The 16808-nt window shown below is 57.5% G+C and carries 7 protein-coding genes; 6 read left to right on the top strand and 1 reads right to left on the bottom strand.

What is annotated here, in order from left to right:
• Window positions 1-108: 108 nt before the first annotated feature.
• Window positions 109-3858 (bottom strand): transcription-repair coupling factor, encoded by a 3750-nt coding sequence (gene mfd, locus HMPREF2836_RS00825; protein ID WP_070629060.1) that lies wholly within the window; start codon window positions 3856-3858, stop codon window positions 109-111.
• Between the two features lie 557 nt (window positions 3859-4415).
• Here mfd and HMPREF2836_RS00820 point away from each other — a divergent pair.
• The 6 genes from HMPREF2836_RS00820 (at window position 4416) to HMPREF2836_RS00795 (ending at window position 16808) form a co-directional block, all read left to right on the top strand.
• Complete coding sequence (locus HMPREF2836_RS00820; RefSeq protein ID WP_049355948.1) at window positions 4416-6782, top strand: fibrinogen-like YCDxxxxGGGW domain-containing protein; 2367 nt, start codon at window positions 4416-4418, stop codon at window positions 6780-6782.
• A gap of 528 nt (window positions 6783-7310) precedes the next feature.
• Window positions 7311-9779: a fibrinogen-like YCDxxxxGGGW domain-containing protein gene (locus HMPREF2836_RS00815; protein WP_070616767.1), complete on the top strand. Its 2469-nt coding sequence runs from the start codon at window positions 7311-7313 to the stop codon at window positions 9777-9779.
• A 344-nt stretch (window positions 9780-10123) separates the two neighbouring features.
• A complete protein-coding gene (locus HMPREF2836_RS00810) occupies window positions 10124-10984 on the top strand; it encodes a hypothetical protein (RefSeq protein WP_070616766.1) in 861 nt (286 codons plus the stop codon).
• A gap of 189 nt (window positions 10985-11173) precedes the next feature.
• Window positions 11174-14581, top strand: a complete 3408-nt coding sequence (locus tag HMPREF2836_RS00805; protein WP_246822787.1) for a fibrinogen-like YCDxxxxGGGW domain-containing protein — start codon at window positions 11174-11176, stop codon at window positions 14579-14581.
• Window positions 14582-15057: 476 nt separating this feature from the next.
• Window positions 15058-15846, top strand: a complete 789-nt coding sequence (locus HMPREF2836_RS00800) for a CDP-alcohol phosphatidyltransferase family protein (protein ID WP_070616762.1) — start codon at window positions 15058-15060, stop codon at window positions 15844-15846.
• 11 nt (window positions 15847-15857) lie between these two features.
• A complete protein-coding gene (locus HMPREF2836_RS00795; RefSeq protein WP_005506972.1) occupies window positions 15858-16808 on the top strand; it encodes a glycosyltransferase family 2 protein in 951 nt (316 codons plus the stop codon).

Raw genomic sequence — 16808 nt, 5'->3', positions numbered from 1 at the left:
CGTGCAGATGTGCCATATTGTGGCAATCTGCACGGCGAGCATCTTCATGGTTCGGCATCATGGTTCGGCAGCCCGATATGACTGGGCGGCGCCTACCCCTGTATGTCTCTACTCCTCGAGAGCCTGCGGCTTCTCCGAGTAAATCGAGTTAATGAACTTCTCAGCCCACTGCAGCATCGCTCCGTCCACCAGGTCCTTACCGCCCACCGGCATGGTCTTCGGGCGCGGAACCAGCGTCAGCCAGGTGTCCATACCCTTCGGCTGGGCGTGGGTGGAGCCAGGGTACACGCGCTTCAGACGCATCTGGCGGGACTCCGGCAGCGGCGTAGCGGTCACCACGCGAACCTTCGGGCCCAACACCACCAGCTCATGAATACCGGCGGCACGGGCGTGCATACGCACCGTCGCCACGGCAAGCAGGTTCTCTACCGCCTCCGGCAGCTCGCCGTAACGGTCGACCAGTTCCTCGCGTGCCTCCGCAATCTTCTCTTCGGTATCGGCGGCAGCAATCTGACGGTACGCCTGCAGGCGCAGACGCTCAGAATCAATGTAGGTGTGCGGAATATGCGCGTTGACGGGCAGGTCAATCTTCGTCTCGACCTCGCGCTCTTCCTTCTCGCCGCGGTAGTTTGCGACCGCCTCGCCGACCAGGCGCAGGTACAGGTCAAAACCGACACCGGCAATATGGCCGGACTGTTCGCCACCGAGCAGGTTACCGGCACCACGAATCTCCAGGTCCTTCATCGCAAGCTGCAGGCCAGCACCCAGCTCATTATGGGTCGCCACAGCCTTCAGACGCTCGTGCGCAATCTCACCGAGGGTCTTATCCACCGGGTACAGGAAGTAGGCGTAGGCGCGCTCGCGGCCACGGCCCACTCGGCCACGCAGCTGGTGTAGCTGGCTCAGACCGTAGTTCTGGGCGTGGTCGACAATGAGGGTGTTCGCGTTCGAAATATCCAGGCCGGTCTCCACGATGGTGGTGCACACCAGCACGTCAAAGCGGCGCTCCCAGAAGTCCACAATAATCTGTTCCAGGCGCGATTCACTCATGCGGCCGTGGGCGGTGGCGATGCGCGCCTCCGGCACGAGCTTGCCGATTTCGGCGGCAACATCGTCGATGTCAGCCACGCGGTTGTGCACGAAGAACACCTGTCCTTCGCGCATGAGCTCGCGGCGGATTGCGGCAGTAATCTGGCTGTCGGTTCGCGGACCGACGAAGGTCAGCACGGGGTGGCGTTCCTCCGGCGCGGTGGCAAGGGTGGAGGTCTCGCGAATACCGGTTAGCGACATTTCCAGGGTGCGCGGAATCGGGGTTGCACTCATGGCGAGCACGTCCACGTTGGTGCGCATCTGCTTGAGCTTTTCCTTGTGCTCCACGCCAAAGCGCTGTTCCTCGTCAATGATGACCAGGCCCAGGTCCTTGAATACCACGCTATCCGAGAGGATGCGGTGGGTACCGATCACCACGTCCACCGCGCCGGATGCGATTTCTTCGGTAATCTGGCGGGTTTCCTTCGCCTTCTGGAAGCGGGATAGCACACGAATCTTCACGGGGAATCCCGAGAAGCGCTCGCTGAACGTCTCGTAGTGCTGCTGCGCGAGCAGGGTCGTGGGTACGAGCACGGCAACCTGTTTGCCGTCCTGCACCGCCTTGAATGCGGCACGTACGGCGACCTCGGTTTTGCCGAAGCCCACATCGCCGGAAATGAGGCGGTCCATGGGGATTTCTTTCTCCATGTCCTCCTTTACCTCGTGGATGGCGGTGAGCTGGTCGGGAGTCTCGTTGTAGGGGAAGGACTCCTCCAGCTCTCGCTGCCAGGGGGTGTCTGCGGCGAAGGCGTGACCGCGCGAGGCCTGGCGTGCCGAGTAGAGTTTCACCAGGTCGGCGGCGATTTCCTTGACTGCCTTACGGGCGCGGGACTTGGTCTTCGCCCAGTCGCTGCCGCCCATCTTGGACAGACTCGGATTCTCGCCACCCACGTAATTGGAGATGAGGTCCAGCTGATCCGAGGGCACAAAGAGACGGTCGGGCGCGCCGCCGCGCTTGGCGGGGGCGTACTCGATGACCAGGTATTCCTTCATGGGCTGCACGCCGTTGACCGGGGAGGCGCCCGCCACCGGGCGGGAGGTCATCTCGACGAACCTGCCGATGCCGTGGCGTTCGTGCACCACGTAGTCGCCGGGGTTCAGCGCGAGCGGGTCAACCGCATTGCGGCGGCGGCGTGTCTTGAATTTCTGTCCTGCGGCGCCTCGGGGTGCGTAGGTACCGCGGCGTCCGAGCAGTTCGGCTTCGGTGAAGACAGCGAGCTTCGCCTCCTCGATGAGGAAGCCTGCGGAGGCAGGTGCCTCGCAGACCTCAACGATGCCGTGTTCGAGGTCCCCGGCGGGGTCGGCTTCGAGGCTGGTTCGGCGGGCTGCGGGTACGGCGGGTGTCCCTTCGCCGGAATGGAAGAGGTCGATGAGGCGGTCAGTGGAGCCGCGGCCGTTGGTGAGGGCGAGGACAGTCCACTGTTGCTGGATGAGGTCGCCGACCTGGCTGAGCATGCGTTCGACGGAACCGTTGAATGCGGTTGCGGGGGTGGCGTTGACGGTGTAGGTGTCGATGCCATCTTCGATGGCGTCAGCGATGCTCTGGTTTTCGAGTGCGCCTGCGACGGCGTCTTCGAGCAGGTCTGCGTCGGTGACGAGTTCGGTGATTTCCCACCAGCTGAGTTTGGCTTCGAGTGCCTGTGTGGTGGTTTGGTCGATGGTGCGGAATCCGCTGTCGCTCATACGCAACTGGCCCAGGTCGATGGGCGAGACGGCGTCTGCTTCCGCGGCAGTGTCCCAGGCGGCGGCGAGGAATTCTTCGTTGGTGGCGACGAGGTCTTCGGCGCGGGCACGCACGCGTTCGGGTTCGACGTTGATAATCATGGACCCAGCCGGCAGTAGCTCGGTGAGGGTGTTCATGGATTCGATGAGTAGCGGGGTGAGTGATTCCATGCCTTCGACGTAGATTCCGCCGGCAATCTTTTCGAGCATGGTTGCGGCTGCCGGGTAGTCGGCTTTCAGGCGTGCGGCGCGGCTCATGACCTCGGGGGTAATGAGCAGTTCGCGGCAGGGCAGCAGGGTGAGTTCGGTGAGCTCCTCTCCCCCGCTGAGGGTGCGCTGGTCAGCGACAGAGAAGTGGCGCATTTCGTCGAGTTCGTCACCAAAGAATTCGAGACGTACGGGGGTAGTTGCGGTGGGCGGGAAGACGTCGATGATGCCGCCTCGTACGGCGTATTCGCCGCGCTTGGCGACCAGGTCTACGCGGGAGTATGCGGCGTCGTTGAGGCCGCGCACCACATCTTTGAAGGGGTATTCTTTGCCGCGGACCAGGTGCACGGGTTCGAGCTTTTCGATGCCGGTGACGATGGGCTGGATGACGGCGCGTACGGGTGCGATAACGACTTGGGGGCGTTTAGCCGCGTCCCCGGTCATGGCGCGCAGTACCTGCAGGCGGCGGCCGACAGTATCGGAGCGCGGTGAGAGGCGTTCGTGGGGCAGGGTTTCCCAGGCGGGGAAGAGCGCAATGTCTGCGGCGGGCAGGTAGGAGCGCAGGGCTGCGGCGAGGTCTTCTGCTTGACGGTCGGTGGGGGCGACGATGAGACTGAGCGCTTCAGCGGTGGTATCACGTACTGCAGTGGAGATGTCTGCAATGAGCGCGGCGTGGGTTCCGGCGACGGCGCCGATGAGGGTGCGTGCGCTGCGTTCGGTGGGCTGTGCGGAGGCGGCGGTGCGGATTGCGGCCCAGCTGCTGAGTTGGTTGAGGGTGTTCAGGAGGGGGTGCAGGGGTGCCTCGAGGGGCTGTGCGGTAGCTTTTCGGGTGGTGCTCACGGGTTCTCCTGAATCTGGGGTCTTCGCCTGCAGCGGTTGAGCTGGTGGAGGGCTGCTATGGATGGTCGGTATTGGGCGGTGCCGGTTGGGGGTGTCCGAGTGAATTTGCCTTTATTTCACGGTGCTTTATATGTGTTTTGGGTGTGTTTTATGCAGCTTTTCCATTGTAGGGCTAGTCTGCTTTTTCTGGCATTTTTCTCTGGTGTTCTTCTGCGATGGAATATATTCCTTTTTGCACTCGATTGTCGCTTTCGTGGGTGATACTTGAGTATGGTTTTCTTCCGTGTCTGTTCCTGTGCCACAACGTTCATCGCATGGGGCGTAAATCACACACTCACGGGCATCTTTGCACTTTGTGCACCATTATTTTCACAGCTTCATCCTGTACCCTAATCATTAACGCTTACAGAAAAACCAGACAGTATATCCCCTTCCGGATTCTGTTTACCTCTTCCAACCAACCTCAGGTTTTCAGTATTTACTGCGGTTTTTCTAGTGCGCTAAATTCACCGTATCTTTCGATGTTTCTTCCGGAACGTCGCATCAGAAAGACGCATATGACAACCACATACACGAACAAACCCGCTGAAAAGCGCCATGTCCATTCATGGTCTGCTAAAAAGTGGGCCGCTTTCGCACTCGCTTTTGGTACCGCTTTCACTGCGGCACCTCTTACTCCTACTACTCCCGCCTCGGCTGCGACCGGAACCCATGACGGTTCCAGCAGCGATAAAGCAGCTGCTTCCTGTTACGAGGTCAAGCAGGTTAATCCTTCTGCCTCCTCTGGCACTTACTGGCTGTACACCCCGCAGATGAGCGGCCCGGCGCAGTTCTACTGCGATCAGGAAACTGATGGCGGCGGCTGGGTCATGATTGGTCGCGGTCGTGAGGGTTGGACCGAGTCTTACAACGGCACCGGCGACCCGAATCAACTGCACCAGAACCCCACCGGTCCTGCCGCTTTTACTCCGGTCCAGCTTCCCGCAAACACTGTCGATGCGCTGCTGAACGGCGTTAAGCCTCAGGACCTTCCCGACGGCATGCGCCTGCGCCGTGCTCACAATGCGAGGGGAACCCAGTGGCAGAACGTTTATGTTCAGCGTCCTCAGACTGAGCAGTGGACCTGGGCGATGAGCTACGGTCAGCGTTGGGGCACCGTGAAGTTCACCGGCGCCGGCATTAACCGCACCGCTCATATGGGCGGTTCCGCTTCGGAGATGGCTCCGGGCATTACCACCAGCTCTGTTCGTTTCTTCGCGAACCCGAACCAGGGCTACCAGATTGGTTTTGCGTACGGTGCACTGGTGAACTTCGGTAATGAGAATTCTGATTCGTATATTTACCACAAGCGCGGTTCCTTCGGTTACTCTATCCCCTTCACTCAGGTGTTCCTGCGCCCGAAGCTGACTCAGCGTGACTTGAACTTCTCGCAGATTGGTTCTGGCTCTGCCGCCAGCAACCGTCGTGCTCTGCCCAATAGCTACACGATGCCCGTTCGTTGGCGCACCAGTGAACAGACTGGCACCGGCAAGAAGAACGAGATGAACACTTACGTTCAGGCTATTACTCAGGTAGGCGACACCGTCTTCACCGGTGGCGACTTCAAGTATGTGGAGTCGGCTGGCGGCGAGCGCGTTGATCAGTCGTACCTGGCTGGTTACAACGTGGATTCGGGTGAGCTGGTTCGTTCCTTCCGCCCGACTTTCAACGGCCAGATTAAGGCTCTTGAGGCTCTGCCGAATAACCGCCTGGCAGTTGGCGGCGAATTTACCGAGGTGAATGGCGAGAAGGTTAACCACTTCGTCATTCTGGACGCGACCACCGGTCAGATTGACCGCACCTGGGACCTTCAGATTCAGCGTCGCAATGGCGATGCCGCACAGGTGAAGACTCTGCTGGTTCAGGACGGTTACCTGTATATTGGCGGTAACTTCACCCACGTGAAGGGCAATACTTCTAAGGCGTACGCTTACTCGCGTGGTGCCGCTCGTATTAAGCTTTCGAACGGCGAGGTGGATTGGAACTGGCGCCCGAACTTCAACGGTACGGTCAACGGCATTACTGCCGCCTCGGATAATTCCACTGTTCACGCTGCGGGTTACTTCACTGAGCTGAATAACCAGCGTGCGTTCCGTCTGGCTGCTTTGAATGGTTCTAACGCTTCGAACATTAAGTGGGAGTGGGAGCCGTCGTTGAAGCTGAACATTACTGACCGTATTGTGTACGCGTTCCAGTTCGATGTTCAGGATGCCGGCTCGACTGTGTGGACTGGCGGTGCTGACCACCTGATTGCGAACTACTCGAAGAATGGTTACGGCCGTATTTCTTCGTCGATTTCTAAGTACGGTGGCGACTGGCAGGATCTGCACTTGAGCGGTAACACCATTTACGGTGCATGCCACTGCGGTGACGTACTCTTTGAGGGCTCTACCGGTTACCACACCTACTGGAAGGAGTCGAAGGCAGTTCACCGTATGCGCCTGGTCGCAGCGTTCGATAAGGACAGCGGCGAGGTTATCGGTGAGTTCAGCCCGGTTCTGAAGGGCGCTAGCGGCTACGGTGTCTGGGAGTCCTTCGTGGATTCTCGCGGCAATCTGTGGGTTGGTGGCGACATTAACCGTTCGCTGGGTGCTAATGGTGAGCAGCGCACTGTCGGTTTCGCTCGCTTTGCTTCTCGCGATGTGACCGCCCCCTCGACTCCGTCGAACCTGTCGGTTCAGCGTGATGGTTCGACCGATAAGCTGTCCTGGTCTGGCGTTCGTGAGAGCGGTACTCGCTACCAGGTGCTACGTGATGACCGTGTGATTGCTACGGTCTCGGGTACCAGCTACGAAGTTGAGCACACCGATGGCGCTCGCTACTACGTGCGTTCCATCGATGCATCTGAGAATTTCTCAGCTTCTACAGGAGCTGCTCAGGCTTAGGTCAGGTTGTTGATCTAGTTTCTTTGAGCCGCCGCCTGATTTGGGCTCTGCTGGGTTTGCGGGGTTCGAATCAGGCGGTGGCGCACCCGGGGTGTATACCCCCTATAGTTTTGGTTTAGCCCAAGTTGCCCAGTTTGCTATCGCTTCGCCTCTGCGGCGGCTATGATGGGTTGGGATTCATTGCGTCGGATGGGTTGCTTCCATCCTTCCGATGATGGGCTGAATCTTGGTCTGTGGTGTTTTTTCACTGTTGGTACGACAGGGGAAGCTTCACAGATTTTTTAGCGTTCTGTTTCTTACGGGTGCGTTGCCGTTGTTGGCTTCGTGCGTGAGGGGCGGGGCGTATTCATTCAATTTCCGATAACTACACTCACTGATTCCGGCAGCAGACTCTCTGTTAGTGCAGTTCATAACGCTTCTTCCCTCCCCGATGCATGGTTACTATGCTGTGCCCTGTGTTGGGTGGGTGTTGCTGTGTGAATTGCATTTTTCTGTTGTGTACCGGTTGAGGTCTCTAGGAGAGACATAATGAATTTTCTTCCGTTCGCGCGTGGAGGGCGTTCGCAGGGCGCTGCTTCGTCCGCTTCTGAGGGCTCTCGAGTAGCTTCTCGTGCTGGTTCCCGCGCTTTGGGTGCTGCGGCTGCTTCTTTTGCGATGGTTGCGGCTTCTTTGGGCCCGATTGCTTCGGGGGCTCAGGCTGCTGATGCTCGCTACTATGACGGTTCGTCGAGTGAGCGCGCAGCAGCAAGCTGTTGGGAAGTTAAGCAGAATAATCCGCGGGGTAAGAGCGGCGCGTACTGGCTGTACACCCCGCAGATGAGCACTCCTGAGCAGTTCTATTGTGATCAGGAAACTGACGGCGGCGGCTGGGTCATGATTGGCCGCGGTCGTGAGAGCTGGACCGAGAACTACAACGGTCGTGGCGATGCTAAGCAGCTTCACCAGAATCCCACTGGTTTTGATGCGGTGCAGTTGCCGGGCCAGACGGTGAACGCGCTGCTGAACGGCACCCATCCGCAGGATTTGCCTGACGGCGTGCGTTTCCATCGCGCCATGAACGTGAATGGTACCGCATGGCAGGATTTTAAGGCTACGCGTGCCGCGAGCACCGAGTGGTCTTGGACCCTTCGCTCAACGATGTACTGGTCGAACATTTCGATTACTCATCCGCGACAGTACCGTGGTTACAACTACTACCGTCAGGAGAAGACGGCGGGCAATATCTTCCGTTACGACTATTCGGACGATTTCCGTTCCCTGCACTTCGTGGAGAAGCCTTCGCAGGGTTATAAGCTGGGCTTTACCTATGGCTCGCGCGCTAAGATTACGGGTTGGTTCCAGGATTACCTGTTGAATAGGACTTCTTCCTATATCTACCGCCCGGCAAATGATTCGACCACCCCCCTGGTGTTCACTCAGATGTTCTTGCGCCCGAAGGTGACTCAGAACGATTTGGCGGCTAAGGGTCTGCACGCTTACGGCCAGCAGGGTGCTCCGGCAAGTAGCCGCCGTGCACTGCCCAATAGCTACTCTGAGAAGTGGAAGTGGCGTACGAGTACTGACACCGGTACCGGCAAGAAGGGTGAAATGAACACCCAGGTTGAGGCGATTACCGAGGTTGGTGGCGCTGTCTTTACCGGTGGCGATTTCGCGTACGTTGAGTCCGCAAGCGGCGAGAAGGTCGAGCAGGCCTTCCTCGCGGGTTACGAGGTAGGTACCGGCGAGCTACGCCGGTCTTTCCGCCCGAAGATTAACGGTCAGGTGAAGTCGGTTGAGGCTCTACCGAATGGCCTGCTTGCCGTGGGTGGTTCTTTCGACCAGGTGAACGGCGAGTACTATAACGGTTTCGTGCTTCTGGATCCGAAGACCGGTCAGGTGGCTAAGGACTGGGATATCCGTGTGGTCAGCCGTATTGCTTCTGTTCCGGTTCAGATTAAGACCCTGCACGTGCGTGACGGCTACCTGTACATTGGTGGTTCATTCACTCATTTGAAGGGTCAGACCTCCCCGACCTACGCGTACTCGAGGAACCTGGCTCGCATTAAGTTGAGCAATGGTGAGGTGGATTGGAACTGGCGTCCGGTCTTTAACGGCACTGTTAACGGTGTGAGCGCTTCCGAGGGTAACAGCCACGTGTACGTGGCCGGCTACTTCACGCAGCTTAACGGTGGTGAGGCATTCCGTATCGCCAACATTACCAATCCCCGCCAGAGCGGCGGCGACTGGACTCATGAGCCCTCGTACGTTCCTTCTAGTGCCCAGACCTGGGATTTGAAGAACGAGCGTAAGATGTGGGGTTTCCAGTTCGATGTTCAGGACGCTGGTTCCTCCGTCTGGCTGGGTGGCACCGAACATATGATTAGCCGTTACGAAAAGTCGAGCATGCGCCGCACCTACAGCGCGATTACTCGCGAGGGTGGCGATTTCCAGGATCTGCACCTGAATGGCAATACCATTTACGGCGCGTGCCACTGCGGTGACTTCATCTACCAGGGTGCAACCAAGGTTGATTCGGAGTGGGTGAACGCTACGGACGCCCAGACGATTCGTTTGGTCGCAGCGTTCGATAAGGATACCGGCCAGGTGCTACCGGAGTGGGCTCCGATTATGAACGGCGCCTACGGCTATGGTGTGTGGGAGTCCTTCGTGGATTCGACCGGCACGCTGTGGGTTGGTGGCGATATCCGTAAGTCGCTGGGTGCTAATGGTGTGCAGCCGACTATTGGCTTCGCTCGTTATGCGCCTCGCGATGTGGCGCCTCCGGCTACTCCGAGCAATCTGAAGGTGACGAAGAACGGCTCCAAGGATCAGCTGACTTGGTCGGGTATTTCCGAACGTAATGTGAAGTACCAGATTCTGCGCGATGATCGTCCTATTGCGACGGTTACGGGTACGAGCTATTCGGTAGATCACCGCGATGGCGCCCGTTATTATGTGCGCGCGGTAGATACTGCGGATAACTATTCGGCAAGTACCGAGGCTGTCCAGGCATCATAACCCCTCATCAGGGCGATATGCGCTTTTGTGACAAAGAATTTTAGTGATGTTCGCCCTATTGTCCCGGGCTGGTCCATAACCAGCCCGGGACTTTTTTGCACATTGTGAATCTATTTCATTCATTTACATGAAGGTTTTTTCATTCAGAGATATATATTTACCCTCTATTCGACCCGAAATAGAGCATTATTTAGGGCCTATTCTCATCATTTATAAAAACGTTATTTTTGCGAGTCCAAGTATTCTCCCAGCTTTGCGTGTTAGCCTTTAGGTGCTTTGTCATCGTGCAAGGTATTATCTTCCGGAAATAGTCAATCTCACTCCAACCACTAAAGAGGCTTCCTATGTCAGCATTCTTCAAGCAGCCCTCCCGGTCCCGCCTTCTGGGCACCTTGGGCACCCTTGCAGTATCTGCTCTGGTTCTGAGCGCTTGCGCTACTGAAAACCCGAGCTCCGACAGCTCTTCTTCGGCTTCTGCATCCGCCAGCGTTTCCGCTTCTGGGCACGCTTCTTCCGCTCAGTCCTCGAGCACCTCTCCCCAGGTTTCCGAGCATGGCACCGCTGAAGCCTCCTCTGAAGCTTCGGGCGACGCATCCCCCAAGGCGGATGCTGAGGCTACTTCTTCTGATGGCCAGAAGCTTGAAGAGATTTACACTGGTTCGGAGGAAATGAAGAAGGCTTCTTCCGTGCCCGTGGACACTGAAGAAGTTAAGAAAACCACCGAGCTGGTCAATTCCTACGAAAACATTCTGACCAAGATTAAGGCGGCTCCTTCTGCTGCGCCTTCCCCGGAACGCACCGCTGATCCGAGTAGCGACGAAGAGGCTGAGCAGCAGAACGTTGAGCAGGCCCGCGCTGTTCTCGATGATGAGACGATTCGTTCCATCGAGGCCGTAGCGGTAGACTCCGCTGCCGCTGAGTTTGCTGTGCAGGCTTCCGAATACGCACTGGCAGGCTGGCACTATGAAGGTTCTTCCACTGTAGTGGGTAACCCCCGTATGGCTGAAACTCAGTACAAGGGCCAGCCCGCACGCATGCTGGAAGTATGCATGGATTCTTCCTCCGTGAAGATCTACGACGAGAATAATCAGCCTGTAAAGGATGACAATTCTCCCAAGCGTTCACTCAATATCTACACCCTCGTTCAGGTCGATGGTCAGTGGAAGATCGCAACCCACGACTTCCCGAACAATCCTGATTGCTAGGGTCTAATTAAAGATGCCGGTTTCCAGCTATGATTCTCTGGAAACCGCGCATTGTCGTCCATCGCGCATTAATGTTGATGCGCACTCGATAACATTTCTTGGCATTCATTTGGAGATATTATGAAAGCCCACTTTGGCATGACGGGCTCAGGCTTTTCTCGTTCTGCTATAACCCGCTCAACTCTTTGCTTGAGCATTGCTACGGCTTTGGCTTTGCCCGTAGCTATCCCCGCTATTACGCCGAGTACCGCTGTCGAACAGACTGCGGAAAAAAGGGACTCTGCTTTCTACAATGGCACGACCTCCGAGCGTGCTGCCGCCAGCTGTTGGGAAGCCAAGCAGGCTAACCCCGAGGCAAAGAGCGGCGCATACTGGCTGTACACTCCCGCGATGAGCCAGCCGACGCAGTTCTACTGTGATCAGGAAACTGATGGCGGCGGCTGGGTCAAGATTGGTGAGGGTCGCGACGGCTGGACTGAAAACTACGAGGGTCAGGGCGATACGTCTCAGCTCTACAGCGATGCCGCACCCGCATCGTCCGGTTTGACGCTTGAGCAGGGTAAGGCGCTGAGCTCCCTGCCCGCAGCGAAGACCCCGATTCAGCTTTCGGGTACCACTATTTCTCAGCTACTTAATGGTGTTCGTCCCGATCAGCTGCCCGATGGTTACCGTTTCCGCCGCGCCCTGAACACTTCGGGCACCAAGTGGCAGGAGGCGACGGTGGATCGCCGCCAGACCTCCGAATGGACCTGGGCTCTGCGTTCGAGCGCTGTCTGGTCGAATGCGACCGTCACCAACCCTGAGGAGTTCTCTTCCTATAACGACGAGGGCCGCAAGTACTGGACTAACAACACCTGGGAAGACCACATTCTGCGTGGCCAGAATAACGGCTTCAAGGCTTTGATATTTGATGAGTTGGCTTCGCAGGATTACCGTATGGGTTTCCGTTACGGTGCGAACGCCCCCATTGGGCAGGATGGCTCTGAGCCGGCGATGACCGACGCTCAGAACTCTTACATTTACGGTAAGGACGGTAGGGGTGAAACCTCATTCGGTTACACCCAGATGTTCCTGCGCCCGAAGCTGACCCAGAACGATTTGCATCTGGGCGCTATCCCGGATTCCGGTACTCAGGCGAGCGCTCGTCGTGCCCTGCCCAGTAGCCGTTCGGCGGATTGGCGCTGGCGCACCAGTGCTAAGACCGCCTCCCGTAAAACCACCGAGATGAACACCTATGTTGAGGCCATCACCGAGGTCAATCACGGCAACGGCACCTCCAGCGTGTTTATTGGCGGCGACTTCGAGTACCTTGAGTCCTCTACCGGTGAGCATGTTGCGCAATCTAATATTGCTGCTTTTGACCCGGAAACCGGCGAGTTGCGCCGCGACTTCAAGCTGACTGTTAATGGTCAGGTGAAGGCTGTTGAGGCTCTGCCGAATAACCGTCTAGCGGTTGGTGGCGCCTTTACCCTGGTTAACGGTAAGAAGCATGAGAGCTTCGTCGTTGTTGATGCCACGACCGGTGAAATTGCCCCTGAATGGGCCCAGGTTAGAGTCGAAGATCGTATTCTCACCGAGCCCATGATGGTGAAGACCATCCATCGTCAGGGTGACTACGTATACATTGGTGGCACCTTTACCCACGTTTATGAAAGTGAAAAGGCGGGTGCTGCGTATTCACGCAATATTGCCCGTTTTAAGTTGGGCGAACCTTCTAACGGCGTGCCCGGTATTGTGAGTATAGACCGTAACTGGCGCCAGGTGTTCAACGGTACTGTCAACGGTATTAGCGCCTCCGCTGATAACTCTCACGTTTACGTCGCCGGTTACTTCACCTGGCTCAACGGCGGTCTTGCCTACCGCGTGGCTGATATTACTCAGAACATGCAGAAGGGTAGTCCGTGGGTGTACCAGCACTCTGAGATTCCTACCGGCGCTAATGTCTCTGATCTGCGTAGCGAAACCAAGATTTGGGGTTTCCAGTTCGACGTTCAGGATGCCGGTACCGGCGTCTGGGTGGGTGGTACTGAGCACCTTATTTCTCGTTACGACAAGGCATCCCTGAGCCCCACCTACACTGCAATTACCCGTGATGGTGGAGATTTCCAGGATTTGCATCTGAACGGCAACACCATTTATGGTGCCTGCCACTGCGGTGACTTCCTCTACCAGGATTCGCGTAATAAGCCGTTCCCGGTGAGCGGTTCAAGCGTGATTCATTCGATCAAGCTGGTTGCTGCGTTCGATAAGGACAGCGGTAAGATGCTGCCGGAGTTCTCCCCCGCTATTAAGGGTGACCACGGCTTCGGTATCTGGGAGTCTTTCGTTGATTCTAAGGGCACTCTGTGGGTTGGCGGCGATATTCACCGTTCGCTAGGTGTTCACGGCACCCAGGATACCGTCGGTTTTGCGCGCTTTGAGGCTCGCGATGTGACCCCTCCGGCTACCCCGCAGAACCTGAAGGTAGAGCTGAAGGACGATAAGGACGTTCTGACCTGGGACGCTGTGCAGGATACCGATAGTGTCCGCTACCAGATTCTGCGTGATGACCGAGTCATCGCTAGTACTTCGGGTACGAAGTTCGAGATTGACCACACCGATAACGCACGTTACTTTGTACGCGCTGCGGACAGCTCGGATAACTACTCTGCCTCCACTCCGGTTCAGGTAGCTCCGGTTCGCCCGACTCCTACCCCCACGGAGACCGCGACCGAGACTCCTACCGCTGATCCGACGGCAAGTGCTGATCCGACCGCTACTGCTGACCCCAGTGCTTCGGCAAGCGCTACCCCGAGTGCAGAAGCAACTACTGAGGCGCCGAAGGCCCAGGATCCGGACCCGAAGACTGAGGAGCCCAAGCCCGAGGACCCGAAGCCTGCCGATCCCAAGCCCGAGGACCCGAAGGAAGAGAATCCTAAGGACGAGGCCGCTAAGGACCAGATTGTTCTGCCCTACGCGTCCGAGTGGAAGTACATGGTCTCCAGTCAGGCTCCTAACCGTAAGTACGGTTGGAAGTACAACTTCCACTTCACCTTGGAAGATATCGCGCAGGAAGCATGGCAGACCGGCAAGACCCCGATTGGTGTCGGCACCGGTAACCTCAACACCTCCGTTCATGTTCCGCTTGTGCGTAACCGCCAAAATATCTACGCCTACACCACCATCCAGCTCACTCGTGAGCAGGCGAGCCGCGACCTGGTGCTGACCACCTACGCGGATGACGCTATTGCGGTGGGTGTCAACGGGGAAGAGGTTGGCCGTTCCAACTTCAACATCAGGGGCAAACTGTGGAATAGCGCGGTTGCATCGAGCTCGATTGATACCGCTAAGGCTCAGAAGACTCCGGTGACCTTCACCGTTCCGGCGTCCAAGCTGAAGGTTGGCGAGAACCTCATCGCAGTTGAGGTTCACCCGGGCATTAGTCGACGTAACGTTCGCCCGAATGTAAGCTTCGACCTGCAGGCAACTGCTAAGGCGCCGGTTGCTGAGCAGCCCATGGTCGATAACGCGAACAACGCGGCAGCCGACCGGGGCGAGCGACGCATCGTCAATAACGGAGTCGGAACCCGCGTTCCGATGCAGGCTCGAAGGAACTAATACCTTCTAGACAATCTCAGCTAAATGGGGTTTGATTTTCTGAATGATTCAGGAAATCAAACCCCATTTGCGTGTGCTACCCGTTTTTCTGTGTTTTTTGCATCATTTATTCCTGTTATTTGTGTTTCTGTTATGTGTATCTCAGCACAATGTTCAGATATGAATTCTAAAACCATAATTCACAGGATGAAGGCGTCGATACCCCCGGTTTGTTAGGCTCCTACCCTGCTCGCAGAAACCCGCCAATCTGCACTATAGAGCATTGTCAGCGGCTTTTTGCGACACAATTGTTGACCCTGACCACACGCCCCCTGTCGCACTTTATCTCGTTGTAAAATATCTATATAGTGGTGTATGTGAAAAAGGGACCAACCACCTCTTTTTTCGCGTGCGGGACTTCCGGACTTTCTCGCAACCGCCCCGAAAGGGAGTAATTCACTCTCCTTCACTCCTCTCACCGATTAAAAGGAATGTGCATGTCCACCTCTGAGGCACCTCACACCCCAAACTCCGCGCCCGCATCGGGATTTTCTGCGAAGTTTTCTCACACCCTGCGCTCTCTTGAAGCAGCGCAGAAGCCTGGCATTGGCGTTCCCGCCTACACCCGCTGGGTCAACCGCCGAGTAGCACGCTACTTCGCTGCGGCAGCTGTCGCACTGGGCATCACCCCCAACGGCGTCACCGCTATTTCCGCCGCATGTTCCGCAGCAGGCCTCGTCGTTCTGATTACGTGCCCGCCCAGCGTTGGTGTAGGTATCTGCGTTGCACTACTCTTCGCCCTCGGTTACGGCCTGGACTCTGCTGACGGTCAGGTTGCTCGCGTGACCGGTGCGTCCTCCCCCGCCGGTGAGTGGCTCGACCATGTGGTCGATTCCATCCGTGTGCCCTCGGTGCACATGGCAACTCTGCTCTCTTTCCTGCTGTACCCGGCACACTATTCCTTCACCGGCTCTAGCGCTTTCAACGGCTGGATCATTGCGATGCCCATGATTTTCACCGCTCTGACCGCCGGTCACTTCATGAGCCAGATTCTGGCTGAACAGCTGCGCAACAACCGCAAGACCGCAGCACCGCCCACCGGTGGCCCCCTGCGCTCCTTCATCAACCTGCACATGGACGCTGGCACCCTCTGCTGGATTTACATTTTTGTTGGCTTCGGCCCCGTATTCGTCATCGTCTACGCGCTGCTTCTGCTGGCTAATGCCGCAACCGTCCTGCTGTCCATGCGTCGCAAGTACGTTAGCCTCGCGACCCCCGCTGAGTAAGGAGAATCCCAATGATGCACTTCACCTCTCGCAACCCTGCTGTTTCCGCCGTTATCGCGACCAACGGCAAGCGCCCCGAGCTGCTGCGCGTGGCTGTCCGCTCTATCCTTGAGCAGAGCTACCGCGGTTTCGTTGAAGTTGTTGTCGTCTTTGACCGTGTTGAGCCCGACCGCCTCGAGGATATTGAGGTCGGCGAAAACCGTGCCCTGAAGATTGTCTCCAATACCCGTTCCGGCGGTCTGGCTGGCGGCCGCAATAGCGGCATCATCGCCTCCAGTGGTGAGATGATTGGCTTCTGCGATGATGACGACTACTGGATGCCTTCCAAGCTCACCCAGCAGGTTGCTCTCTGGCGCGAAAACCCCGAAGCAGCCGCTATCTCTTCGGGTATTACCGTGCGTTCCGGCGGTCAGGACATCGTGCGCCTGGCGCCCGAGCGCGCGACCTTCGCTGACTTCCTGCGTTCGCGCATTACCGAAATTCACCCCTCCGCAATGCTGTACTCCCGCGAGGATCTGCTCGGCGTTGACGGTCAGCCCGCCCGCATCGGTCTGGTCGATGAGGAGTTGCCCGCCGCCTACGGTGAAGACTACGACCTGCTGCTACGCGCAACCCGCCACGGCGATGTGCTGAGCGTGCCCGAGCCGCTGATTCTGGTGCTCTGGGACCGTCCTTCCTTCTTCTCTGGCAAGTGGCAGTCCATGGTTGACGGTCTGAGCTACATTCTGCGTAAGTTCCCCGAATTTGAGCAGGACCCCAAGGGCCTGGCACGTATTGCCGGTCAGATTGCGTACGCTCAGGCGTCTTTGGGCAACAACAAGGAGGCGCGCGCGTACGCTCGCTCCGCTCTGCGCCGTGACCCCAAGCAGCTTCGTGCTTGGGCAGCATACGTTGTATCCACCGGCATTATTAAGCCCGCTACGCTTCTTGATCTCGTCCAGAAGACCGGTCGAGGTCTCTAA

This window comes from Rothia sp. HMSC065C12 (assembly GCF_001812085.1).
Classification (GTDB): domain Bacteria; phylum Actinomycetota; class Actinomycetes; order Actinomycetales; family Micrococcaceae; genus Rothia; species Rothia mucilaginosa.
This window is presented reverse-complemented; position numbering and strand designations above follow the sequence as displayed.

Bases quoted from the DNA above. Each gene is read 5' to 3' on its own strand.
- HMPREF2836_RS00820 (WP_049355948.1), top strand. From the start codon at position 4,416: ATGACAACCACATACACGAACAAACCCGCTGAAAAGCGCCATGTCCAT.
- HMPREF2836_RS00815 (WP_070616767.1), top strand. From the start codon at position 7,311: ATGAATTTTCTTCCGTTCGCGCGTGGAGGGCGTTCGCAGGGCGCTGCT.
- HMPREF2836_RS00810 (WP_070616766.1), top strand. From the start codon at position 10,124: ATGTCAGCATTCTTCAAGCAGCCCTCCCGGTCCCGCCTTCTGGGCACC.
- HMPREF2836_RS00800 (WP_070616762.1), top strand. From the start codon at position 15,058: ATGTCCACCTCTGAGGCACCTCACACCCCAAACTCCGCGCCCGCATCG.
- HMPREF2836_RS00795 (WP_005506972.1), top strand. From the start codon at position 15,858: ATGATGCACTTCACCTCTCGCAACCCTGCTGTTTCCGCCGTTATCGCG.